General features: G+C 72.6%; 17 protein-coding genes, 1 tRNA gene, 1 other RNA gene and 1 riboswitch. Of the genes, 3 read left to right on the top strand and 16 right to left on the bottom strand.

Going from position 1 to position 23,357, the window contains the following annotated elements; translation table 11 throughout:
• Positions 1 to 273 precede the first annotated feature (273 nt).
• On the top strand, positions 274 to 1,572 hold the full coding sequence (locus CG736_RS25880) for a hypothetical protein (RefSeq protein ID WP_100588590.1): 1,299 nt from the start codon (positions 274 to 276) through the stop codon (positions 1,570 to 1,572).
• 15 nt (positions 1,573 to 1,587) lie between these two features.
• Here the strand turns inward: CG736_RS25880 and CG736_RS25875 are convergent, their stop codons facing one another.
• Positions 1,588 to 3,030 carry an MFS transporter gene (locus CG736_RS25875; RefSeq protein ID WP_100588715.1) on the bottom strand — a complete coding sequence of 481 codons (1,443 nt, stop codon included), beginning with the start codon at positions 3,028 to 3,030 and terminating at the stop codon, positions 1,588 to 1,590.
• Between the two features lie 107 nt (positions 3,031 to 3,137).
• Entirely contained in the window at positions 3,138 to 3,452 is a 315-nt protein-coding gene (locus tag CG736_RS25870; protein ID WP_100588589.1) for a multidrug efflux SMR transporter, read from the bottom strand.
• Positions 3,453 to 3,485: 33 nt separating this feature from the next.
• A riboswitch (guanidine-III (ykkC-III) riboswitch) is annotated at positions 3,486 to 3,552 on the bottom strand.
• A gap of 277 nt (positions 3,553 to 3,829) precedes the next feature.
• On the opposite strand from CG736_RS25870, the gene CG736_RS25865 reads away from it, so the two are divergent.
• Positions 3,830 to 3,901: transfer RNA gene (locus CG736_RS25865), tRNA-Cys, on the top strand.
• A 164-nt stretch (positions 3,902 to 4,065) separates the two neighbouring features.
• Here the strand turns inward: CG736_RS25865 and CG736_RS36540 are convergent.
• From CG736_RS36540 to CG736_RS25820, 9 genes are all read right to left on the bottom strand, one after another.
• A complete protein-coding gene (locus CG736_RS36540) occupies positions 4,066 to 5,598 on the bottom strand; it encodes a WXG100 family type VII secretion target (RefSeq protein WP_157815743.1) in 1,533 nt (510 codons plus the stop codon).
• Position 5,599: 1 nt separating this feature from the next.
• Positions 5,600 to 5,929: a hypothetical protein gene (locus CG736_RS25855; RefSeq protein ID WP_100588588.1), complete on the bottom strand. Its 330-nt coding sequence runs from the start codon at positions 5,927 to 5,929 to the stop codon at positions 5,600 to 5,602.
• Positions 5,930 to 6,058: 129 nt separating this feature from the next.
• Entirely contained in the window at positions 6,059 to 7,414 is a 1,356-nt protein-coding gene (locus tag CG736_RS25850) for a S8 family serine peptidase (RefSeq protein ID WP_232734182.1), read from the bottom strand.
• Positions 7,415 to 7,807: 393 nt separating this feature from the next.
• Entirely contained in the window at positions 7,808 to 10,126 is a 2,319-nt protein-coding gene (locus tag CG736_RS25845) for a xanthine dehydrogenase family protein molybdopterin-binding subunit (protein ID WP_100588586.1), read from the bottom strand.
• Positions 10,123 to 11,166: a (2Fe-2S)-binding protein gene (locus tag CG736_RS38020; RefSeq protein WP_369880486.1), complete on the bottom strand. Its 1,044-nt coding sequence runs from the start codon at positions 11,164 to 11,166 to the stop codon at positions 10,123 to 10,125. Before CG736_RS38020 ends, CG736_RS25845 begins: the two co-directional genes overlap by 4 nt.
• Entirely contained in the window at positions 11,163 to 12,059 is an 897-nt protein-coding gene (locus tag CG736_RS38015) for a xanthine dehydrogenase family protein subunit M (RefSeq protein WP_100588585.1), read from the bottom strand. The genes CG736_RS38020 and CG736_RS38015 overlap by 4 nt, the downstream gene beginning before the upstream one ends.
• A gap of 221 nt (positions 12,060 to 12,280) precedes the next feature.
• Positions 12,281 to 13,912: a beta-N-acetylhexosaminidase gene (locus CG736_RS25830; protein ID WP_100588584.1), complete on the bottom strand. Its 1,632-nt coding sequence runs from the start codon at positions 13,910 to 13,912 to the stop codon at positions 12,281 to 12,283.
• A gap of 69 nt (positions 13,913 to 13,981) precedes the next feature.
• Positions 13,982 to 14,257, bottom strand: a complete 276-nt coding sequence (locus tag CG736_RS25825; protein WP_030459614.1) for a DUF3039 domain-containing protein — start codon at positions 14,255 to 14,257, stop codon at positions 13,982 to 13,984.
• Between the two features lie 60 nt (positions 14,258 to 14,317).
• A complete protein-coding gene (locus tag CG736_RS25820; protein ID WP_043914190.1) occupies positions 14,318 to 14,896 on the bottom strand; it encodes a YqgE/AlgH family protein in 579 nt (192 codons plus the stop codon).
• 218 nt (positions 14,897 to 15,114) lie between these two features.
• Here CG736_RS25820 and murA point away from each other — a divergent pair, with 218 nt between their 5' ends.
• Positions 15,115 to 16,470 carry a UDP-N-acetylglucosamine 1-carboxyvinyltransferase gene (gene murA / locus CG736_RS25815; protein WP_100588582.1) on the top strand — a complete coding sequence of 452 codons (1,356 nt, stop codon included), beginning with the start codon at positions 15,115 to 15,117 and terminating at the stop codon, positions 16,468 to 16,470.
• 75 nt (positions 16,471 to 16,545) lie between these two features.
• On the opposite strand, the gene CG736_RS25810 is transcribed toward murA, so the two are convergent.
• From CG736_RS25810 to CG736_RS25790, 5 genes are all read right to left on the bottom strand, one after another.
• Positions 16,546 to 16,827 carry an HU family DNA-binding protein gene (locus CG736_RS25810; RefSeq protein ID WP_014136004.1) on the bottom strand — a complete coding sequence of 94 codons (282 nt, stop codon included), beginning with the start codon at positions 16,825 to 16,827 and terminating at the stop codon, positions 16,546 to 16,548.
• 439 nt (positions 16,828 to 17,266) lie between these two features.
• On the bottom strand, positions 17,267 to 18,742 hold the full coding sequence (locus CG736_RS25805; RefSeq protein ID WP_100588581.1) for an NAD-dependent malic enzyme: 1,476 nt from the start codon (positions 18,740 to 18,742) through the stop codon (positions 17,267 to 17,269).
• A gap of 328 nt (positions 18,743 to 19,070) precedes the next feature.
• Complete coding sequence (locus CG736_RS25800) at positions 19,071 to 21,371, bottom strand: UvrD-helicase domain-containing protein (protein ID WP_100588580.1); 2,301 nt, start codon at positions 21,369 to 21,371, stop codon at positions 19,071 to 19,073.
• Positions 21,372 to 21,544: 173 nt separating this feature from the next.
• Positions 21,545 to 21,923, bottom strand: a transfer-messenger RNA (tmRNA) gene (gene ssrA / locus CG736_RS25795).
• Positions 21,924 to 22,013: 90 nt separating this feature from the next.
• The gene (locus CG736_RS25790; protein ID WP_198520615.1) at positions 22,014 to 23,300 is read right to left on the bottom strand and encodes an alpha/beta hydrolase family protein; all 1,287 of its coding nucleotides are present in this window, start codon (positions 23,298 to 23,300) and stop codon (positions 22,014 to 22,016) included.
• Between the last annotated feature and the right edge of the window lie 57 nt (positions 23,301 to 23,357).

Genomic DNA, 23,357 nt, shown 5'->3' with positions numbered 1-23,357 from the left:
CTCCTCGTCCGGGGTCCGATCCGGTCCGTGCCATCTGATGCCAGGTCAACGCCCGGACGGCGGTGCCGCACCGGCCCGGTGCGCCGAACAGGTGAGCCTTCCGGCACGGCGTCCCCCGGTCATCCGTACCCCGGGCCGTGCTTCCCGGCACGGGGTGGCGGCCCGTGCGATGCTGGGGCCGACTCCCCCGGACGACGCACCGTTCATTCCATCCGACGGACCGCACCTCCGGCCGGTGCCTTCCCCTTACTCCCTGGTGAACGGATGTGAGACATGGACGCCTTCTCCCGCAGGACGCTGCTGGCCGCCGGTGCGGCGACCGCCGCCACCCTCGCGGCCGGCTGCGCGAGCACCTCCGGGAGCGGGGGCGGATCCGACGGTCCGGCCCGGGCCGACGGCCTCGCCGCGAACGGGACCCCCAGCGCCGTCCCCAAGCCCCCCGCCACCCTGATCGGCGACGGCTCCACCTCCGACACCGGCCCCCAGCCGGGCCAGCCCACCCCCGAACCGCTGGAACCCGGCCAGAAGCCCCCGCAGTTCGTGGTGTTCTCCTGGGACGGCGCGGGCGAGCTCGACGACCGCCTGTTCAGCCGGTTCCGGCAGCTCGCCAAGGACCACGACGCCACCATGACGTTCTTCCTCTCCGGCATCTACACCCTGCCCGAGTCGAAGAAGTCCATGTACCACCCGCCGCAGCACCAGGTCGGCGCCTCCGACATCGGCTACCTGAGCGACGCCCACATCCGCGCCACCATCGAGCAGATCAGCGCGGCCTGGCTGGACGGACACGAGATCGGCACCCACTTCAACGGGCACTTCTGCGGCGCCAACGGCGGCGGCCGCTGGTCCCCCGAGGACTGGGACAGCGAGATCCAGCAGGCGATGGACTTCGTCATGAACTGGAGGACCAACACCGGCAACACCGATCTGCCCGCGCTGCCCTTCGACTACCGCAAGGAACTGATCGGCGGCCGCACCCCCTGTCTGGAGGGCCAGCGCGGCCTGCTGCCCACCGCCGTCAAGCGCGGCTGGAAGTACGACAGTTCCGGCCCCGGCGGGCTGCAGATGTGGCCGCAGAAGTTCGCCGGCGGCGCGCTGTGGGACATGCCGCTGCAGTCCATCCCGTTCCCCGGGCACACCTTCCAGGTGCTCTCGATGGACTACAACATCATGTACAACCAGTCCGGCGACAACACCAAGGGCGACCCCGGCCGCCGCGCCTTCTGGCAGACCCAGGCCCGCGACGCCTACCTGGCCGGCTTCGACCGCGCCTACCGCGGCAACCGGGCGCCGTTCATCATCGGCAACCACTTCGAGGGCTGGAACGGCGGCATCTACATGAACGCCGTCGAGGAGGTCCTGAAGGCGATCGCCGACAAGCCCGAGGTCCGGATGGTGTCCTTCCGGCAGCTGGTCGAGTGGCTGGAGGTGCAGGACCCGGCCGTGCTCAAGAAGCTCCAGGCCCTCACCCCCGGCCAGAGCCCCGAGGGCGGCTGGAGCAGCTACCTCGGCGGGGCGGGCACCCCCGGCACCGCCCGCCCGTCCGTGCCGCCGGTGGCCGGCGGCAAGTAGTCCGCCGTCAGGTCATCAGGCCTTCGGCCGGGCCGGCACGGCCCGGCCGGAGAGCGCCGCACCGGCCAGCGCCACCACCGGCATCGTCAGGAACACCGCGGCGAACGCCCCCGCCGGCAGCGCCGCGTCGCGGGCCACGGCGCTGACCGCCCCGCCGCCCAACGCCGCGAACAGCACACCCGCGAGACCGGTCAGCAGCACGTTGCCCAGCGCGTCGCTCAGCTGCAGCGCCGCCGAGTTCTCGCCGGTCTCCTCCGGCGCCGACAGCTTCATCATCAGCACGCTGATGCTGGCGATCGCCAGGCCCATGCCGGCGCCGCCGACCGCCCAGGCCGCCGCCGTCACCCAGACCGGCACCGACGAGAACAGCACCAGCGCCGCCGCGCCGATCGCCACCGCGGTCAGCACGAACCCGTACCGGATCATCGCCTCCCGGTGGCGCTCCGCACCCGGCCGGCCCTGCAGCCACGACCCCAGCGCCCAGGACAGTCCGCCCGGCGCCAGCGTCAGGCCCGCCATGGTCACCGACAGGCCGCGCTGGGTCTGCATCATCAGCGGGATGAACAGCTCGGACGCGAAGAACGCGCCCGCCGCCAGCCCGCGCAGCAGGATCACCGTCGGCAGACCGCGGGCCGCCCGCAGCGTCCCCTTCGGCAGCAGTCGCAGCACCGCCGGGCCGATCAGCGCCACCCCGGCGGCCGCCGGCAGCAGCGACCAGCCGTCCAGCCGCTGGCCCGCGTACTGCAGCAGCGCCGCGCCGACCGCGACCATCGCCGCGTCCCGGGTCCGCCGCCAGTCGTACGGCTGCACCTGCAGCGGCGGCTGGCGCCGCTCGGAACGGCGCAGCGCCGGGCCCATCACCGCGAGCGGCAGCAGCACCAGCACCGGCACCGCGAGGAACACCCAGCGCCAGCCCAGGTGCTGGGTGACCGCGCCGGAGATCACCGGGCCGAGGATCGACGGCAGCACCCAGGCCGCCGAGAACGCGGCGAACACCGCCGGGCGCAGCCGCTCCGGGAACGCCCGGCCGACCACCACGTACAGCGCCACGATCACCAGGCCGCCGCCCAGGCCCTGCACCGCCCGGCCCGCGACGAACATCCACATGTTCACGGCGGTGCCGGCGATCACCAGCCCGGCCGCGAACACCGCGATCCCGCTGAACAGCGGCGCCAGCGGCCCGCGCCGGTCGCACAGCTGCCCCGACACCACCATCGCCAGCAGCGTGGTGGTGAAGTACGCGGAGAACGCGAACGCGTACAGGCCGATGCCGTCGAGCTGCTGCGCCGCCGTCGGCATCGCGGTGTTCACCGCCGTCGCCTCGAACGCCAGCAGCAGCACCACCGAGACGATGCCCAGCGTCAGCGCCCGCCAGGGGCCGCTGAGCACACCTCCCGTGCCGTCGTCGTCGGGTATCTGCCGCGATGCTGCCGTTTCGGCCGGGGAGGTGGTGGTCACCACGACATGGTAAGTGCCGTCATCGCCTCTTGGTCCTGACCCTTCGGCCGACGGCGACCTCCGCCGCCGGTCCTGGGCCCCTGCCTCCGCCGGTTCCGCCGGTTCCGCTAGTGCAGCACCTTCAGCCCCACCACCCCGGCCAGGATCAGCACCAGGCAGGTGATCCGGGCCGCACTCACCGCGTCCCCCATCGCCACCATCCCGTACAGCGCCGTCCCCACCGCGCCGATGCCGACCCACACCGCGTACCCGGTCCCCAGCGGAATCGACCGCATCGCGTACGCCAGCCCGCCCATCGACAGGACCAGACCCACCGCGAACACCAGACTCGGCACCAGCCGCGAGAACCCCTTGCTGGCCTCCAGGGCCACCGCCCAGACGGTCTCCAGCACACCGGCGACGATCAGAACCACCCACGCCATGACGACGGACTCCTCGCAGTAGTCGAACCACCTACCGCGCCGTCTTGTCATACCGGGTACGACGCACCTCGTCCGGGACGGGCCACCAGCACCCGCCTCGCTCCCGACCGTAGCACAGCGCCGACCCGCGGAATTCATCGACGAATTACCGCTTTCCATTGACGCCGCCCCGATCCCGCCCGCTATAGTGAATTCACCGGAACGAACCGGAGCAGCCCACGACGGCAGGAGAAGGCGATGAACAGGAAGCTGGTGGCCCTCGCAGCGCCCCGCACCTGTGCCTCCTGTCCCGGCTGCCGGTGTTCCCTCTCCTGTTGCGCCTGACCGCAACTCCCCCGCGCCGACAGGCCTCTTGACGCCTGCGCGCACCCCTTCCCGACCGTGTGCCCGAGTGGTTCAGGGAACCGTCTGCAAAACGGTTTACACGGGTTCGATTCCCGTCACGGTCTCTTCCGGAATTCACCGGGCGCCATTCACGCACCACCGCGCCCGGTGAATTCCGCTGCCCTTTTCCTTTTCCTCGGCGAGTTTCCCGGCAAAATGCGGCGGGCGCCGGCGGTGATCCCCCAGGACCACCACCGGCGCCCGCCGCGCGCTGCCTACTGCCCGCCTGCTACTCGATGACCGGCGGGTTCGCCGTGCCACCGCGCCAGGTCTCCTCGTCCTCGATCAGGTAGTCGGGACGGTGGCCCTCGCCCTTCTTCTTCCGGTTGGCACTGCCGGACCCGGGCGCGCCGTGCATACCGGCCGCACCGCCCTGACCGGCGCCGCGGCCCTTGCCGATGCCCGAACCGCCCTCGGTGAACGCCCGGCCACCGGCACCGCCGGCCTTGGCGCCGCCGATCGTGCCGCCGGCCTTGCGCACCAGGCCGCTGCCCTTCCCGCCGGCACCGCCCTTCGCGCCACCGGCGCCACCCATGCCGCCGCCGTGCATACCGCCGCCCATGCCACCGGCGCCGGCCGCACCACGACCACCCGCAGCACCGGCGCCCGCAGCCCCGGCGCCACCGGCACCGCCGGCCTTGCCCGCACCACCGGCCCCGGCACCGCCGGCCCCGCCGACCTTGCCGCCGCCACTGCCGCCGGTCCCGAGGCCGCCGGTCCCGACGCCACCGGTACGACCGCCACCGGACCCGCCACCGGGGTACCCGCCGCCGCCGACCCCGGGCACGTAACCACCGCCACCGGGGAACCCGCCACCACCGGTACCACCACCACCCGTACCGGGCCCCGGCAGAGTCCCCACCCCACCGGGCAACCCACCCCCGGGCCCCGTGGGCAACCCGGGCCCCGTCTCAGGCGGAGTCCACCCGTCCAACCCGGTGGACGGCGGCTTCCACGGCTGCCCCGGAGTAATCGGCGGCACCCCGTGCGTCGGAGGCATCGGCTCCACCTGCCCGGGAGCCCACGGCGAAGGCTGCCCGGGATCCTTGGGCGGCACGTACCCGGGCGGGGGCTGGTCCTTGGGGTGCCCCTCGGGGTACTTCGGCATCGGCATGGTGGGCGGGGTGTGCCCGGGAGGCGGAGAGACCGCAGGCTGGGGCGGATAGGCCTCGTGAGTCCCGCCATCACCGGAATCCCGCTTCGGCGGCTCGTCGATGTAGCTGGCCGCCTCGGTGTATTGGGGACCGAGGTGCTCCATGACACCGATCGCGTACTGGTGGGCGACCTCGGTCGCCGACAGTTCATGGGCGTTCTTGTTCACCGCGTCGATGCGGTTCATCCCCGAGGCAAGGTCCCGCTTGAGGCCTTCGTCGGATGAGGCGAAGCCGTCGTTGAGAGTCTTGCCGACCCGGTCCCAGAAGCCGGGAACCTTGATCTGCGACATCGTCGACTTGGTCTGCTGTAGCGCGGTCGCTGCGTAGTCCATGGCGACCGAGGTGTTCGACGCATGTGCAGCGGTGTTGGTCAGGCTCTGCTGGATCTGACCGCCCTTCTGCGCGAAGCCCTGGGCCGCAGCACCCTGCCAGTTCGCGGTGGCGTGCTGCACGGCCTCCTGCAGCTTCGCGGCGACGTCGTTCAACTCCTGGTGAACGCTCTTCCAGTGCTCGCCGACCTGGCGGATCTGGTCCGGGCTGGAGTGCCCGACCATGTCCTTGAGCGGGATGAGGGCGTAGGAGTCGAACGGAGTCTTGTGTGACGCCATGTCAGACCGTCCTCGGAGTCAGCTGGTTCATCGTCGCCTGCTTGTCGAGCTCACCGCCGGTGTACCTGGCATGAGCGGTCTGGGTCTTGTCGCCGTACTCGTTGATCAGGGCGTCAAGATCCGCGATCGTCTGGGTCAGGAACGCCTGCATCTTGCCGTGCGCCTCGTACAGCGCCTGCGCCTCGACGAAGTTGCCGCCGAAGGCATCCCGAGAGATGTCGGTCTTGTACTTCGTGTTGGTGCCGCACGTACTGATGTTCTGTTGGAGGGCCCGCAGTCGCTTGACCACTGCCTCCAGCTCATCCGGGTTTACGCTGAATCCGTCGGACACGAGGCCCTCTCCCCCTGGAGTGTCGAAACTTCCCCGTGGTAGCGCTCTGGTGGGTGGGCTGACGTTTACTCAGAGCGTTCGATCGTATCGCGTTCAGGGCATGTCTTGACACGTCCTGAACGCGACTGGTTACTGCCCCTGGTAAGGGTTCTGATAGCCCGTCGGCGGCTGCTGCGGGTAGCCGGGCGGCGGCTGCTGGCCGTACTGCGGGGCCCCGGGCTGCTGACCGTACGGTGGCTGCTGAGCGGGCGGCCAGCCCTGCGGGGCACCGTACGGAACAGGACCACCCGGCTGACCAGGCACGCTCTGCGACCGGTTGCGCCTCCGGCTGTTCGCCACCACGATCGCGATGATCACGATGAGCAGCACCACCGCTCCGCCGATCGCACCGAGGATCAGCGGCATGGTCGAGGTGGACGACTGCTTCAGCTCCGGTGCCGCCCCAGGATCTCCCAGTCCGGACCCGGGATCAGTGGAACTCCCACCACCGGTGGTCGCCCCTTGGCTGGCCGCAGGACTTGAGCCGCCATCGTCCACGCCCTCCGGGAGCGCCAGCGGTCCCTGGGCGGAGCCGGCCGGAATGTTCATGGTCAGCGCCTCGTACGGGCTGACGATTCCGTAACCGTAGTGCTGGTCGGGAAGCTTGCTCACCCCATCAGGCCGTGCCGCCGACTTGACCAGCCGCTCCGCGACCTGTCCGGCCGTCAACTTCGGGAACTTCGCTCGTACCAGCGCCGCGGCAGCGGCGACATAGGGCGTCGCGAACGAGGTTCCGTCGTCCATGCAGTACTGGCTGGTGCCACAGTCACCCGCGGAGACGATTCGCACGCCCGGAGCCGAAAGGAGCACCTCAGGACCGAAGTTGGACTTCGGCCAGATCTTCAGGTCCTTGGCGACCGCGCCGACCGCGAGAACCCCTGGGGCCTTGGCGGGATAATCCACCCCAGCCCCGACATTGCCCGCTGCGGCCACGATCAGAACGTCGTGCTGATAGGCGTAGGCGATCGCGTCCTTCTCACGCGCGCTGAGGTCCGGACCGCCCTGCGAAATGTTGATCACCTTCGCGTCGTGGTCCACCGCCCACTTGATGCCTTCGCCAATCCCGCCCGCGCCCCCGGGGCCGAGCTTGTAGATAGGCAGGATCTTGACGCCGGGAGCCAGCCCCACCACACCGTCACCGCTGCCGTGGCCCTGGCCGGCGATCAGGCTCGCCACCCCGGTGCCGTGCGGATTGGCAGTTCCTACCTCGTTGCCGCCACCGCTCGGGTCGTACCCGGGCAGCACGTGCCCTGCGAGGTCCGGATGGTTGGGGTTCACTCCGCTGTCGATGACCGCGACGGTGACGCCCTCACCCCTGGTGATCGACCACACCTTGCTGAGGTTGAAGTACTGGTTCGCCCATTGCCCGTCGCGCACCTGGTCCGCGGACGCCGCCGGCAGGCCGGTCAGCAGGAACCCTGCGGTCAGCGTGGTCGCGCCGAGCACGCGTGTGAGTCTCGTCAGCCTCATCAGTACCCCGTCAGTCGAGTGACAGCCCGTTCGTTCTCGCAACGCCCCCGGAACGCAGGACCGTCCGATCGTATCGCCCGGCCCGGGCCCTGCGCAGACCTCCAGTGACGAGTTCGCTACGTTTCGCCTCACCGCGACCCCGACTGTCGGTCAGGTCCGGACGTGCGAACGGGATTCGATCGCCGAATCGGCCGGCCTACTGCCAACTGCCGCTCTGGTGGGGGCTGCTGCAGGTAGCCGGCGCCTGTCGGGATGTCCTTGGCCAGGGCCTCGGTCGGCGCGGGGATGTCACAGCCGTTTGCAGCGCCGGGCGTCCACGCCGGCACACCGGGGGCTCGTTCGCCCGGTGCCGGCGGTCCGGGTGGCCGGTCAGGCGAGGGTGGCGTCCTCCGGGAGGATCGGGAGGCGGCCTACCGGGAGGCCGGTGGCGGCGCGGACGGCGGCGGCCACGGCGGCGGGGGCGACGACGGCGGGGGCGGCGCTGACGGCCTTCGCGCCGAAGGGGGCGACGACGTCGCGTTCTTCGAGGAGGGCGGCGATCCGGATGTCGGGGGTGTCGAGGGCGGTGGGGAGGCGGTAGCCGGTGAGGGAGGCGTTGAGGGGGACGCCGTGTTCGGTGCGGAGGTTCTCCAGCAGGGCGAGTCCGACGCCCTGGGCGACGGCTCCCTCGATGCGGTTCTCGATCTGGCGGGGGTTCAGGGCGCGGCCGACGTCCTGGGCGACGGTCACGTCGACGACCCGGACGGCGCCGAGTTCGATGTCGACGTCGACGACGGCGCGCATCGCGCAGAAGGCGATGGAGACGAAGGCGTCGCCCTGCCCGGTCTCGGGGTCGAGGGGTTCGGTGGGGTGGGGGCGGCACTGGGCGGTGGCCCAGAGCTCGCGGCCTTCGAGGGCCTGGCTGACCGGCATGCCGAGCACGCCGTCGTACGAGGTGATCTTCCCGTCGCTGATGGTGAGCAGTTCGACGGACATCCCGAAGTCCGCGGCGATCGGCTGCAGCATCTGGTGGCGGACCATCAGCGCGGCGCGTTCGACCGCGCCGCCGGACACCCAGGTGTGCCGGCCGCGGGCGGCGGGGCCGGCCGCGGACTGGTCGGAGTCGACGGGCGCGATGTACACCTCGCTGACGCCGAGGACGGACTGGACGATCTGCCGGGCGAGGGTGGCGAAGCCCTGTCCGGAGTCGACGGCCGCGCAGATCACGGTGGCGTGGTCGCCGGAGACCCGGACGGTCGCGGTGGCGACCTCGTCCTCGCCCTCCGCGCCGAGCATGTGCACCATGCCGACCGCGTAGCCGATGCCGCGGCGCACCGCGGCGGGGTCGCCGGCGCCGCCCGGGCCGCCGGGCAGCAGCCAGTCGGCCTCGGGGTCGTCGAGCGGCAGGGCGGGCAGCGGGGAGTCGGCGAGCGCGTCGAGCAGCGCGGTGACGGGGGCGGGGCAGGTGACGGCCTGTCCGGTGGGCAGCGGGTCGCCGGTGGACATCGCGTTGCGGCGGCGGATCTCCAGCGGGTCGACGCCGAGCTGCTTGGCGAGCTGGTCGAGCTGCGACTCGTACGCGAAGCAGGTCTGCAGCGCGCCCTCGCCGCGCATCCGGCCGGCCGGCGGGTTGTTGGTGCGCACCGCCCAGGCGTCGACGAAGACGTTGGGGCAGGTGTAGGGGCCGACCGAGAACGCGACGGCGGCGGCCAGCGCCTCCGCGGAGACGTCGGCGTAGGCGCCGCCGTCCAGCAGGATCTGCGCCTCGACCTTGACCAGCGTGCCGTCGGCGTCGGCGTGGTGCCGGTAGCGCAGGAGCGCGGGGTGCCGGGTGGTGTGCGCCTGGAAGGACTCGGCGCGGGTGAGGGTCATCTTGACGGGGCGTCCGGTGCGCAGCGCGAGCAGCGCCAGGGTGACCTGGAAGGACAGGTCCTCGCGGTCGGCGGTGGCGCCGGGCACGCCGGTGACGACCAGCCGGACCCGGTCGGGGTCGAGGCCGAGGCAGGCGGCGGTGCGGTCGCGGTCGCCGTGCGGGTCGGTGGAGGACAGGTGCAGTTCGACGCCGCCGTCGGGGCGGGGCACGGCGAGGCCGGCCTCGGCGCCGATCGGGGCGGGGTCCTGCCGGCCGACCTGGTAGAGGCCCTCGACGACGATCTCGCCGACGGCGTCGGGGTCGCCGGCGCGCAGCGGCAGGTGGCGCAGCAGGTTGCCGTCGGGGTGCAGCGGCGGGGCGTGGAAGGCGGCCTCGGGGTCGGTGACGGGTTCCAGGACCTCGTACTCGACCAGGATCGCGGCGGCGGCGAGCCGGGCGGTGTCGGGGTGGTCGGCGGCGACGGCGGCGACGGGTTCGCCGTGGTGGCGCACCACGCCGGAGGCGAGCACCGGCCGGTCGGCGACGACGGGTCCGAGGGCCGCGCCGTCGGCGCCGCCGTCGCTGCCGCCGGGCAGGTCGGCGGCGGTGACCACGGCGTGCACGCCGGGGACGGCGAGTGCCGCGGAGGTGTCGACGGAGACGATCCGGGCGTGCGGGTGCGGGGAGCGCAGCACGGCGCCCCAGAGCAGCCCTTCGGCCCACAGGTCGGCGGCGTACGGGTAGATGCCGAGGGCCTTGGGGAGGGCGTCGGTGCGCAGCGGGGAGCTGCCGAGGCCGGTGGAGCCGGTCTCGTCGTCCGCGGGGGCGGCCGCCGGGAGCTCGGTGGCGGAGGTCATGCGTTCTCGTCCTCGGGGAGCCTGATGCCGTGGGCGGGGGTGGCGTCGTAGCCGGGGTACTGGTGTCCGTAGCCGTCGGTGGCGTAGACGGTGCCGTCGTAGCCGCCCGCGTCCTGCTGCGGGGCGCCGTGCGGCGGAGCGCCTTCGTAGACGCCCGGGTCCTGGTGCGGGGTGCCGTGCGGCGGGGTGGGCAGGTACGGGGTGCCGTGCGCGGGGGTGCCGTAGGCCGCGGCGTCGGCGGCGGTGCCGTGCGCGGGGGTGGGTTCCCAGCCGACGGGGACGGCGGTGCCGTGCGCGGGGGTGCCGGACCAGGCCGGCTCGACGGGCCGGGGCGGCTGGGCCTGCGCCTGCTGGGGGATCAACTGGTCGGCCTCGTGCCAGAGTTCGGAGTCGGCGTAGAGCGGGAGCTCGCCGGCCAGCGCGAGGTCGGCGAAGGACTGCTCGGTGGCCTGTGCCGGCACCACCGGTTCAGCGGTGGCCGCGGCCTGTTCGGCGGCGTCGAGTTCCGCTTCGAGGGCGGCTTCGCGGGCCTCGGCGACGGTCTGGACCGCGGCCAGCGCGCCCCGGTAGCCGGTGCAGCGGCACAGGTTGCCGCACAGCGCCTGGCGGGCCTCGATCTCGCTGGGGCGGTGGTTGCGCTGCAGCAGGTCGTGGACGGCCATCGCGAGGCCGGGGGTGCAGTAGCCGCACTGGACGGCGCCGGAGTCGGCGAGCGCCTGCTGGACGTCGCTGGCGCCGCCGGCGCCGGACAGGCCCTCGACGGTGTTGATCTCGCTGTCGGCGGCGAGCGCGGCGGGCACCAGGCAGCCGTTCACCAGCTGTCCGTCGACCTGCACCGAGCAGGCCCCGCACTCGCCCTGCTCGCAGCCGTCCTTGGCGCCGGCCAGGCCGAGGCGTTCGCGCAGCACGTACAGCAGGCTCTCGCCGATCCAGGCGTCGCTGACGGGTCGTTCGACGCCGTTGACGCGCAGCGTGTACGAGGCGGTGGGGCGCACGTCGCCGGTGAGCGCCCCGGGGTGGTTCAGCAGTTCGTCGGTCACTTCAGCGCCCTTCCCAACGCCCGGCGGGCCAGCACGGCTACGGTACGCCGCAGGCGGGCGCCCGCCGGGCCCGCCCCCTCGCCGCCGGCGGCGCCCTCGGGGACGCAGGCGGCGGCCACGTATTCGCCGAACGCGGCGAGCGCGGCGGGGTCGATCAGGACCGCGCCGTCCTGGCCGCGGGCGTCCCAGTCGATGCAGCCGGCCACCCAGCTCTCGGCCTCCAGCGGCCGCAGCGGGACGGGGGCGACGGCGCCGACGGCGCAGCGCACGCCGCGCCGGGCGGGGTCGAGGACCAGGGCGACGGAGGCGGCGGCGCGGGACGGGCCGCTGCGGCCGGTGGACTTCAGGAACACCTGCGGGGCGTGCAGCAGCGGGACCCGCACCCAGGTGAGCAGTTCGCCGGGTCGCAGCGGGTCGAGTCCGGTGAGCAGGTGGCTGATCGGCACCTCGCGGACGGTGCCGGGCCGGGCGAGGGTGGCGGTGGCTTCGAGGGCGGCGAGCACCGGGAGGGTGTCGCCGGCGGGGGCGCCGGTGGCGATGTTGCCGCCGAGGGTGCCGACGTTGCGCACCTGCGGGGGGCCCGCGGTGCGGGCGGCGTCGGCGAGGGCCGGGATCAGGGCGGCGAAGTCGGGGCGGTCCATCCGGGCGTGGGTGAGGCCGGCGCCGAGGACGGCGGTGCCGCCGTCCTCGTAGCGCCAGCCGCGCAGTTCGGTGATCCGGCCGAGTCCGATCAGGGCGGCGGGCCGCAGCCGCCCGCCGTTGACGGCCTCCATCAGGTCGGTGGCGCCCGCCACCGGCACCGCCCCGGGGGTGGCGGCCAGCGCTTCGACCGCCTCGTCCACCGAGGCCGGCATCATGATCGTCCGGTTCACCAGGTTCCCACCGTGCTCCATTTGCAGTGCGGCCTGCCGCCCGTAGGGTACGGGCGATCGGTGCGGGTTGGGCAACTCTGGCACACAAAGACCGCTGATCATTTCCGAGGTCGCGGACAGGTCCGAACAACTCGGGACAACTCCGGGCGCGAACGCGCACGAACGCGACCGGGCCGATGTCCAGGTGATCGGTTGTTCACTTGATCTTGACGAGGCGGCCGCGCCCGGAGTTCCGGCAGGTCCTACCCGACGGCCGGCCCGGCGCCGGGGCGCCCCTCGATCGGCCGGCCGACGATGCCGGGCTTGCGCTGCCACGGGCGCGGGCCCTCGGGGCGGCGGTACTCGATGCCGAGGGCGTCGAGGCGCGGGTAGTGGCCGGCCATCCGGGCCTCGAAACCGGCCCAGTCGCGCGCCTCGGGGTCGCGCGGCAGGTCGGACCAGGCGACCTCGGCGAACGCGGCGAGCCGCGGGAACACCTTGTAGTCGACGTCCCGGCCGTCGAACATGAACTCGGTCCAGATGTTCGCCTGGGTGCCGATGACGTGCCGGGCGGCCCGCTCGTCGAGCTGCGGCGGCACCGGCTCGAAGCGGTAGACGTCCTCCAGCGAGCGCACCCAGCCGACCGGGATCGGCTCGTCCTCGCCGCCGTCCTGCCGGTGGTCGAGGTAGACGTGCTGCTCGGGGCACATCACCACGTCGTGCCCGGCCTGCGCGGCGGCGATGCCGCCCTCGTAGCCGCGCCAGGAGGAGACCGCCGCGCCGGGGGCGAGGCCGCCCTCCAGGATCTCGTCCCAGCCGATCAGCCGGCGGCCGCGCTCGGCCAGCCAGCCGTCGAAGTGCCGGATGACGTGGCTCTGCAGCTCGAACTCGTCGCTCAGCCCGAGTTCGGCGATCCGGGCCTGCGCGGCGGGGCTGGTCTTCCACTGGTCCTTGGGGCACTCGTCGCCGCCGAGGTGGACGAAGGTGGAGGGGAAGATCTCCAGCACCTCCTCCAGCACGTGCTCGTAGAACCGCAGGGTGGCCTCGGAGGCGTTCAGGATGTTCTCGCTGACGCCCCAGTCGGTCCAGGTGCCGAGCGCGGCGGTGTCTACCACGTCGGTGTTGCCGAGCTCGGGGTAGGCGGCGATGGCGGCCTGGTTGTGGCCGGGCAGGTCGACCTCGGGGACGACGGTGATGTGCCGGGCGGCGGCGTAGGCGACGATCTCGCGCAGGTCGTCCTGGGTGTAGTAGCCGCCGTGCGGCTGGTCGTCGTGCCGCTTGCCGGCCCGGAAGCCGACCATCGACCGCTCCCGCCAGGCGGCGGTCCCGGTGAGCTCCGGGTAGCGCTTGACCTCGATCCGCCAGCCCTGATCGTCGGTCAGGTGGAAGTGGAGGACGTTCAGCTTGTGCGCGGCCAGCTGGTCGATGAACCGCAGCACCCCGGCCTTCGGCATGAAGTGCCGGGAGACGTCCAGCAGCGCGCCGCGCCAGCCGAACCGGGGCGCGTCGTGGATCTCCACCGCGGGAACCGTCCAGCGCGCGCCGGGCAGCGGGGCGGTGCGGTACACGGCGGGGCCGAGCAGCTGGCGCAGGGTCTGGGCGGCGTACGACAGGCCCGCGGCGGCGCCGCCGGTGAGCCGCACCGCGTCCGGGCCGACGGTCAGCCGGTACTCCTCGGCGGCGAGGGCGTCGTCCAGTGCGAGCACCAGGCCGCCGTCCTGCCCCGCCGGGGCCGGGTCCAGGTCGAAGCCGGTGGTGGCGGACAGCTCGGCGCGCAGCCGACGGGCCACGCCCTCGGCGCCGGGGGCGGCGGCGATCCGGGTGCCGGCGTGCAGCTCGAACGGGGCGGCGTCGACGGGGGTGTGGACGTGCAACGGGGCAGGGATGAGGTCCATGCGCCTCATCCTGCCCCGGTTCACCCCGATTGGCATAGACCACTCGGGGGCTTCGCTCCGGCCGGACGGTCAGTCCTTCTTGTCGTCCCCGCCCGGGTTGTTCAGCCCGTCGAAGATCTCCTTGCACATCGGGCAGACCGGGTACTTCTTCGGGTCGCGGCCGGGCACCCAGACCTTGCCGCACAGCGCCACCACGGGGGACCCGGAGAGCGCGCTCTCCATGATCTTGTCCTTCTGGACGTAGTGGGCGAAGCGCTCGTGGTCGCCGTCCCCGTGCGAAGTCTGCGGGACGGGCTCGACCAGGGTGCCGGTGCCGAGGCCGCGCTCGGGCTCAAGAGTGCTCATGGGTGCCAAGTCTATGGGGGCCGCCCGGAACCCGGCCACCATGCGGAACCGGCCCGCCGGTCAGTTCAGCGTCGGGTCGTCCGGGTAGGTGGCGAGCATCGCCAGCGGCCCGCGCTGGCGGCGCAGCACGGCCCGCCACATCCGGTCCGGCTCGACGCAGGAGACGTCGCCGGCCTCGCACTCCACCGGGTACCAGGCGCCCTCGGCGATCTCCTGCTCCAGCTGGCCGGGCGACCAGCCCGCGTAGCCGGCGAACACCCGCATGCCGCCGAGCACCCCGGCCAGCACCTCCGGCGGGGCCTCCAGGTCGACCAGGCCGATCGCCCCGTGCACCCGCCGCCAGCCGAGCGGCCCCGGGTGGGTCTCCTCGCCGGGCACCACGGCGATCGCCAGCGCCGAGTCCAGTCCGACCGGCCCGCCCTGGAACACCACCGCGGGGTCGCCGGCCAGCGCGGCCCAGCCGTCCAGCACGGCGGCCACGTCCACCGGGGTGGGCCGGTTGAGCACCACCCCGAGCGCCCCCTGGGAGTCGTGGTCGAGCAGCAGGACGACCGACCTGGCGAAGTTCGGGTCCGTCAGCACGGGCGTGGCCACGAGCAGTCGGCCGGTGAGCACGGGGGCCGCTTCCATGCCTGCCATGATGCCTCCCGACGGGCCCTGCGGGACACCCGGCAGGCCGTGCGCAGGGCCACCCGTCCGGCCCAATGGCGGTGCCGGTCGGCACACCTCACAGCATGATCACCAATAGGGCACACGGGAACCAATCGCCCACCCTCTACCATCTATGAGGTGGCGAAGGGCCGTTCCCTCAGCTCCGCAGCCGAAAACCTCCCCTGCGCACCCGGATTGCGAGAACGATGACCGACGACGTCCTGCTGGTCCACGGCGGAAACCCGCTCGAAGGCGAGATCCAGATCCGCGGCGCCAAGAACCTGGTCCCCAAGGCCATGGTCGCCGCGCTGCTCGGCCAGGGCCCCAGCAGACTGCGCAGCGTGCCGGACATCCGGGACGTCAAGGTCGTCCGCGGCCTGCTGCAGCTGCACGGGGTCACCGTCCGCACCGGCGACGAGGAGGGCGAGCTGATCCTCGACCCGTCGCACGTCGAGAGCGCCAACGTGGCGGACATCGACGCGCACGCCGGCTCCTCGCGGATCCCGATCCTGTTCTGCGGCCCGCTGCTGCACCGCCTCGGCCACGCCTTCATCCCGGGCCTGGGCGGCTGCGACATCGGCGGCCGGCCGGTGGACTTCCACTTCGAGGTGCTGCGCCAGTTCGGCGCCACCATCGAGAAGCACCCGCAGGGCACCTACCTGGTGGCCACCCAGCGGCTGCGCGGCACCAAGATCGAGCTGCCGTACCCGTCGGTCGGCGCCACCGAGCAGGTGCTGCTGACCGCGGTGCTCGCCGAGGGCGTCACCGAGCTGCGCAACGCCGCGATCGAGCCGGAGATCGTCGACCTGATCTGCGTGCTGCAGAAGATGGGCGCGATCATCTCGCTGGGCACCGACCGCACCATCCTGATCACCGGTGTGGACGAGCTGGACGGCTACACCCACCGGGCGCTGCCGGACCGCCTGGAGGCCGCCTCGTGGGCCTGCGCGGCGCTGGCCACCAAGGGCGACATCTACGTCCGCGGCGCCGAGCAGATCCCGATGATGACCTTCCTGAACACCTTCCGGAAGGTCGGCGGCGCCTACGAGATCGACGACGCGGGCATCCGGTTCTGGCACCCGGGCGGCGAGCTCAAGGCGATCGCCCTGGAGACCGACGTGCACCCGGGCTTCCAGACCGACTGGCAGCAGCCGCTGGTGGTGGCGCTGACCCAGGCCACCGGCCTGTCGATCGTGCACGAGACGGTGTACGAGTCCCGGCTGGGCTTCACCGGCGCGCTGAACCAGATGGGCGCCCACATCCAGCTGTACCGCGAGTGCCTGGGCGGCACCCCGTGCCGGTTCGGGGCCCGCAACTTCAAGCACTCCGCGGTGGTCTCCGGCCCGTCCAAGCTGATGGGCGGCGAGCTGGTCATCCCCGACCTGCGCGGCGGCTTCTCGTACCTGATCGCGGCGCTGGCCGCCGAGGGCACCTCCACGGTGCACGGCATCGACCTGATCAACCGCGGCTACGAGAACTTCATGGACAAGCTGCGCGACCTGGGCGCGCACATCGAGCTGCCGTCGGAGGTCGAGCCGGCCGAGGTCCAGCTGACCGCCTGACCGCGCAGGGCCCGCACAAGCCGGTGGCCGGCCTCCCCCGAGGGGAGACCGGCCACCGGTGCGTTCAGCGGAGGGTCACTTGCCCTTCGCGGCTTCCTTCAGCTTCGAGCCGGCGCTCACCTTGACGCTGAAGCCCTCGGCGATCTGGATCGGCTCGCCGGTCTGCGGGTTGCGGGCGGTGCGGGCGGCGCGCAGGGTGCGCTCGAAGGTCAGGAAACCGGGGATGGTGACCTTCTCGTCGCCCTTGGCGACGACCTCGCCGGTGATCTCGGCGAAGGCGGCCAGCACGGCGTCGGCGTCCTTGCGGGTCACCTCGGCGCGCTCGGCCAGCGCGGCCACCAGCTCACTGCGGTTCATGTGTACTCCTGTGGTCTGTTGCTCTGCCGTGCGCGGAGGCGTGGCCGGTCCGCGCGACGGTGCTCGTTCAGGCGAGGGGTGGTCAGGGGCCGGGCTCGCACCGCGAAGCGCCGCAAACTGCCCGCCTGGGTACGAATCCTGCCCCGACCGGCACTGAGAAAGCCAATCGGGCACCGGCGTGGTTGACCCGAACAGCGCCCACCGGACAGAGGTGTGACGCTCCGTCGGCTCCGGGGTGGCCGGGGCGGGCGGCGGCCGGGACGACACGCCGTTGCGCAACAAGGGACGTTCCGTACTTGTCGGACACGCCACCCCGTCGCAGGGCTACCGTACGCCCTGGCACCGACAAGCCCAAACACGCCCCTTTCCCTTGTGTCGCAAGGGATCCGGCACGTTCGCCGCAATCGGGGTGCGACGAACGCGCCGGGCGCTCGCCGACTCAGAGCTGAACGGCCGGGAACGCGGCGGTGTCGAGCGTTCCGACGATGCCCGGGGTGGGCTTCGACGGGGCCGTCTCCGCGTCGCCACGGGCCGCCACGGCGGCGTCCCGGACGGCCGAGGCGACGGTCTTGGCGACGCCCGGGTGGAAGACGCTGGGGATGATGTAGTTCGGGTTCAGCTCGTCGTCGGTGACGGTGGTGGCCAGCGCACGGGCGGCGGCCAGCATCATCTCGGTGTCGACGCTGCTGGACTGGGCGTCCAGCAGGCCGCGGAAGACACCCGGGAAGACCAGCACGTTGTTGATCTGGTTGGGGAAGTCGCTGCGGCCGGTGGCGACCACCGCGGCGGTCTGCCGGGCAACCGCCGGGTCGACCTCCGGGTCGGGGTTGGCCAGCGCGAAGACGATCGCGTCCTTGGCCATGGTGGCCAGGTCGTCGCCGTCCAGCACGTTCGGGGCGGAGACGCCGATGAACACGTCGGCGTCGGCCACCGCCTCCTTGAGGGTGCCGGTGCGGCCGGAGCGGTTGGTGTTCTCGGCGATCCAGCGCAGGTTGTCGTTCAGGTCCTCGCGGCCCAGGTGGACCACGCCCTGCACGTCCGCCACGGTGGCGTGCGAGACGCCCGCGGCCATCAGCAGCTTGAGGATCGCGGTGCCCGCGGCGCCGGCGCCGCTCATCACGACCCGGATCTCGCCGATCTCCTTGCCGACCACCTTCAGCGCGTTGGTCAGCGCGGCCAGCACCACGATCGCGGTGCCGTGCTGGTCGTCGTGGAAGACCGGGATGTCCAGCGCCTCGCGCAGCCGGGCCTCGATCTCGAAGCAGCGCGGCGCGGAGATGTCCTCCAGGTTGATGCCGGCGAAGCCCGGGGCGATGGCCTTGACGATCGCCACGATCTCGTCGGCGTCCTGGGTGTCCAGGCAGAGCGGCCACGCGTCGATGCCGGCGAAGCGCTTGAACAGCGCCGCCTTGCCCTCCATCACCGGCAGCGCGGCCTTCGGGCCGATGTTGCCCAGGCCCAGCACCGCCGAGCCGTCGGTGACCACCGCGACCGAGTTGCGCTTGATGGTCAGGCGGCGGGCGTCCTCCGGGTTCTCCGCGATCGCCATGCACACCCGGGCCACGCCCGGGGTGTAGATCATGCTGAGGTCGTCACGGTTGCGGATCGGCAGCTTGGAGGACATCTCGATCTTGCCGCCGAGGTGCATCAGGAACGTGCGGTCGGAGACCTTCCCGATGGTGACGCCGTCGATCGCGCGGAGCTTCTCGACGATCTCCTGGCCGTGCGCCACCGAGGACGCCGCCACGGTGACGTCGATGCGCAGCGCCTCCAGGCCGGAGGCGGTGACGTCGAGGCCGGTGACCGAGCCGCCGGAGGACTCGACCGCGGTGGTGATGGAGCTCACCGCGTTGCCGGTGGCCGGCACCTCCAACCGGACCGTGATCGAGTTCGAGACACTGGGCACCGTCGCCATCGACGTCCTTCTTCCTAGAATCAGCAGACCGTGTACGGCCTGGTAATCGCGCAGCATGCTAGGTATCGATCGTCGCACCTACCGGCGGTCAGCCAGAAATAACGTTCATTGAGTGTGCGGATCCGACAAACCGGCCCGGCCCCGACCGGCGGCCTCCTTGCCCGTGGGCCCGGATGCGTTACATTGGAACGGCACCGGCTCGATCCAAGCCCCCGGGCCCAACCTTCGTCCCTTCGAGGGACCACTTGCCGCGAGGCGAGCATGGCGGGTCGGTGTTCTGCTTGACGAAGGCCCCCCACCTCCAGGTGGGGGGCCTTCGCGCTTGCCCCTACTTCAGCAGGGCGGGGACTCCGGCGGCATCCGGCAGGTCGTCCGGGCCGGACAGCACCGTCAGCCGCTGGGTGGCGCGGGTCAGCGCCACGTACAGCACCCGCAGGCCCGCCTCCGACTCGCCCGCGATGCCGGTCGGGTCGGCGACCACGGTGGCGTCGTACTCCAGGCCCTTCGCCTCCAGGCTGCCCAGCGCCACCACCCGCTCGCCCAGGCCCTCGGCCCAGCCCGCGGCCTCCGCCCGGCGGTCCATCGGGACGACGATCGCGACGGTGCCGTCGACCTCGGCCAGCAGCCGCTCCAGCTCGGCCCGGGCGGCCTTGCCGAAGGACGCCGCGTCGGTGTCCCGGACCGCCGCGAACCGCGGGTGCGCGCCGGTCGCCCGGACCGCGCTCGGCGACGGGGTGCCGGGCGCGGCCAGCGCCAGCACCTTCGCCGCCACCTCGGCGATCTCCGCCGGGTTGCGGTAGTTGACCGTCAGCGTGTGCCGGCGGCGCGGCTTGCCCGCCAGCACCTCGTCCATCGCCGCCTGGGCCTCCTCGGGGAACGGCCAGGACGACTGCGCGGGGTCGCCGACGATCGTCCAGGTCGCCATCCGGGAGCGGCGGCCGATCATCCGCCACTGCATCGGCGTGAGGTCCTGCGCCTCGTCGACGATGACGTGCGCGTACTCGCGGCGCTCCTCCGGGACCCGCTCACGCTCGCGCCGCCCGTAGGCCCGCTCGCCGTAGGTGGTGACTTCGTCCAGGCCGGTCAGCAGGTCCATCGCGTCGACCTCGCGGACCTTCGGACGGGCCGGCTCGCCGAGCAGCACCTGCAGTTCGTCGACCAGCGCCACGTCGTGCGCCGACAGGTCGCCGGCGCCCCGGTCGTCCAGGTGCCGCCAGGACGCCGCGAGCAGCCGGGACTCCTCCGGGGTGACGGCCCGGCGGGCGATCCGGTTGGTGTGCCGGTGCTGGCGCAGCGTGGCCAGCACCCGGCGCGGGGTGACGGCCGGCCACCAGGCGTCCAGGAAGTCCAGGAACACCGCCTCGTCGGACACGTACTCGTCGAAGGACTCGCGCTCCTCCTGGCGCTGCTCGCGCTCGCCGTGGCTGACCGGCTTCGGCAGGTCGCGGACCGCCTCCGACCAGAGCGCGTCCAGCAGCAGGCGGCGGGCGCGCGGGCGCAGCAGGTTCAGCGGGGTGCCGCCGCCGCCGACCACGTTGCCGCGCACGGTCTTCAGCCGGCCGGCGTCCAGCCGCAGCGCCCGGCCGCGGGCGAACACCTTCAGCTCGGTCGGCGCGCCCAGTTCCAGGGCCGCGCGGGCGGCCCGGCGCAGCAGCTGCACCATCCGCGAGGAGCCCTTGATCCGGGCCGTCTCGGGGGTGTCGTAGCGGCCGGCCTCGATGCCGTCGACCAGGCTGCCGACCGCGCGGATCGCCACCTGGCCCTCCTCGCCCAGCGAGGGCAGCACGCCCTCGGTGTAGGAGACCAGCAGCGCCGTCGGGCTGACCACCAGGATGCCGCCCGCGTAGCGCCGGCGATCCTGGTAGAGCAGGAACGCGGCGCGGTGCAGGGCGACGGCGGTCTTGCCGGTGCCGGGGCCGCCGGTGACCAGGGTGGCGCCGGCCGCGGCGGCCCGGATCACCTCGTCCTGCTCCTTCTGGATGGACGAGACGATGTCCCGCATCGTGTGGCCGCGGGCCCGGCCCAGCGTCGCCATCAGCGCGCCGTCGCCGACCACGGCGAGTTCCTCGCCGTCCAGCGTCGGGGTCAGGTCGGGACGCAGCAGGTCGTCCTCGACGCCGATGACCTTGCGGCCCTTGGACCGGATCACCCGGCGGCGGATCACCCGGCCCGGCTCCAGCGGTGTGGCCCGGTAGAACGGCGCGGCCGCGGGGGCCCGCCAGTCGATCACCAGCGGGCCGAACTCTGCGTCGAGCACGCCGAGCCGGCCGATGTGCAGGCTCTCGGCGACCGCCGGGTCGGCCGGGTCCATCGGTGTCTGCGAGGGGATCCCGTGTTCCTCGGGCGCGTCGGCCTGCTGGAGGTCGATGCGCCCGAAGAGGAAGTCCTCGAACTCGTTGTTGAGTCGCTGCAGGTGCGCGCCGGCGCGGTACACCTGGGCGTCACGCTCGGCGAGCGCGCCGGGTGTGCCCACCTGCACGCGCTTCGCGGCGTCCTCCAGGATGTACTCCGCCTCGGCGAGCTTCTCCTCGAGCCGTTGGTAGACGGTGTCGAGATGCTGCTGCTCCCCCGCGATCTCGCGGTCGCGGACAGTGTCGGTGTGGTGCTCGGCAGAGCCGTGCGCGCCCAAGGAGCCCCCAGAGGTGCGGAGAAAAAGGCGGACGGACGATCTTAAGGGATGAACTGTTCCGCCGACGAGGTCCCCCGCCCCGGAACGTGCGGGCGGCCGGGGCCGGACCGCGCGTTCCGGAACGCACGAGAGCCGCCCTCCGGGCGGAGGACGGCTCTGCGATGCACATGGGGTGGTGGAGATGCCGGGAATCGAACCCGGGTCCAGTGGAGCGGATTCAGGACTTCTCCGAGCGCAGTCCGCTGTGAGTTTCTCGGCCCTGGCGGTCACGCGGACAAGCCGCCAACAGGCCCAGCCACTGTTTGGTTTCCCCGCCACCCCCGCGGCCGGGGTGGAAGGTTGAGTTCCCTAGATTATGCCAGGATCCGGGTCGGGAACGCCCCGGGCTGACACCCATTCACTTTCGCTGATCAGGCAGCGAGAGCGAACTGCTGGGAATCGCGCTTAGAGTTGGCGATTATTTTTTTGCGACAGATGGTTAACGAGATCATTGCCGCGTTCCTCGGCTCGCTTCTCCTGTTTCGACTACCACTGTCGAAACCGATCATCCCCATGTTGATTTGACAAACAGCACCGACGGGACGAGCCCTCCGGGTGATGCGCTGCCATAGTACTCGGGCAGCGCGTCAAGGGTCCAGCGCATTAACCGGCGGCGGCCGGCGGGTTCTTCCCGACCGTCCCCGGGGTGCCCAACTGCTGGGCCAGCCACGGCAGCTGGCGTTCGAACGCGCCCGCGGCGAACTGCCAGGCGTGGCGTCCGGGCTCGACGCTCAGGTGGGTGGCCAGCCCGGCCTTCCCGGCCGCCGCCTCCAGCTGCTTGGCGTGCGCGAGCTGCCCGCTCTCCTGGTCGCCGACGTCGAACATCCCGGTCACGCCCCGGTACTTGCCGCGGTGCGCGGCCAGCACGGTCTGCGGGTCGTAGGCGGCCCAGGCGGCGGCGTCGCCGCCGTACAGCTTCGCGATGGTCTGCTGCTTGTCGCCGATGTACGGGCCGAGGTCGCCGGAGATGTCCAGGAAGTGGCCGAACACCTCGGGGTGCGCGGCGGTCAGGGTGATCGCGCAGGTGCCGCCCATCGACCACCCGGCCATCGCCCACTTCTTCGGGTCGGCGGACGCGTTGAAGGTCTTCTCGACGTACTTCGGCAGGTCCTTGACCAGGTGGTCGGCGGCGTTCCCGGCGGGGCCGTCCACGCACTCGGTGTCGACCTTGAAGCCGCCGGTGGCGTCCGCGAACACCAGCACCGGGGAGAAGCCGTTGTGCTTGGCCGCGTACTGGTCGGCGGTCTTCACCGCGTTGCCGGCCCGCACCCAGTTGTCGGGGGCGGCGAACTCGCCGCCGACCATCTCCACCACCGGCAGCTTGGGCCGGGTCTTGCTGCGGAACCAGGCCGGCGGCAGGTACACCAGCTCCTGCCGGTGCGCGAAGCCGCTCGGGTCGGCGGGGACGTCCACCGCGACCACCCGGCCGGTGCCGGTGCGGCCGGTGGTGCGCAGGGCCTGGTCCAGGCTCATCTGGTCGGGCACCGGGGAGCCGGAGAGCTCGCCGACCGCGTCGCCCAGCGTCGGGTAGTAGCCGGTCTCCGCGTTCAGCGTGTTCGCGCCGGCCAGCACCGCCAGCAGCACCGCGACGGGCGCCGCCGCCCAGTGCCACCAGCGGGCCCCGCGGCGGCCCAGCGCCACGGCCAGGACGGCCAGCAGCGCCACGCCCAGCCAGATCCACAGCGCGGTCGGCAGCGGGTCGGTGATCCCGGACAGTTCCAGCACCCCGACCGCCAGCAGCGCCGCCGTGCCGGCCGCCGCGGCGACCGCCACCGGCAGCCGCCGCTGCCACCAGGTGCGCTCACGGCGGCCGATCACGGCCAGCAGCGCGGCGACGGCGAGCGCCCGCACCGTCCACGGGAACCAGCCGTCCAGAAGCGAGATGTCCACTCCGGGATGGTAGGCGTCCGGGCGGCCCCGGTGCGGACCGCCCGGCGGACGGTGACG

Source organism: Kitasatospora sp. CB02891 (assembly GCF_002803145.1).
Taxonomy (GTDB): domain Bacteria; phylum Actinomycetota; class Actinomycetes; order Streptomycetales; family Streptomycetaceae; genus Kitasatospora; species Kitasatospora griseola.
The sequence above is the reverse complement of the archived record's forward strand: the minus strand, read 5'-3'. Positions and strand labels throughout refer to the sequence as shown.

What these genes read in the sequence shown, in the direction of transcription:
- CG736_RS25845 (WP_100588586.1), bottom strand. Translation starts at nt 10,126, where the DNA reads ATGACCTCCGCCACCGAGCTCCCGGCGGCCGCCCCCGCGGACGACGAG.
- CG736_RS25810 (WP_014136004.1), bottom strand. Translation starts at nt 16,827, where the DNA reads ATGAACCGCAGTGAGCTGGTGGCCGCGCTGGCCGAGCGCGCCGAGGTG.
- CG736_RS25825 (WP_030459614.1), bottom strand. Translation starts at nt 14,257, where the DNA reads ATGAGCACTCTTGAGCCCGAGCGCGGCCTCGGCACCGGCACCCTGGTC.
- CG736_RS36540 (WP_157815743.1), bottom strand. Translation starts at nt 5,598, where the DNA reads ATGGCGTCACACAAGACTCCGTTCGACTCCTACGCCCTCATCCCGCTC.
- murA (WP_100588582.1), top strand. Translation starts at nt 15,115, where the DNA reads ATGACCGACGACGTCCTGCTGGTCCACGGCGGAAACCCGCTCGAAGGC.
- CG736_RS25820 (WP_043914190.1), bottom strand. Translation starts at nt 14,896, where the DNA reads ATGGCAGGCATGGAAGCGGCCCCCGTGCTCACCGGCCGACTGCTCGTG.
- CG736_RS25880 (WP_100588590.1), top strand. Translation starts at nt 274, where the DNA reads ATGGACGCCTTCTCCCGCAGGACGCTGCTGGCCGCCGGTGCGGCGACC.
- CG736_RS25805 (WP_100588581.1), bottom strand. Translation starts at nt 18,742, where the DNA reads ATGGCGACGGTGCCCAGTGTCTCGAACTCGATCACGGTCCGGTTGGAG.
- CG736_RS25870 (WP_100588589.1), bottom strand. Translation starts at nt 3,452, where the DNA reads ATGGCGTGGGTGGTTCTGATCGTCGCCGGTGTGCTGGAGACCGTCTGG.
- CG736_RS38015 (WP_100588585.1), bottom strand. Translation starts at nt 12,059, where the DNA reads ATGGAGCACGGTGGGAACCTGGTGAACCGGACGATCATGATGCCGGCC.
- CG736_RS25830 (WP_100588584.1), bottom strand. Translation starts at nt 13,912, where the DNA reads ATGGACCTCATCCCTGCCCCGTTGCACGTCCACACCCCCGTCGACGCC.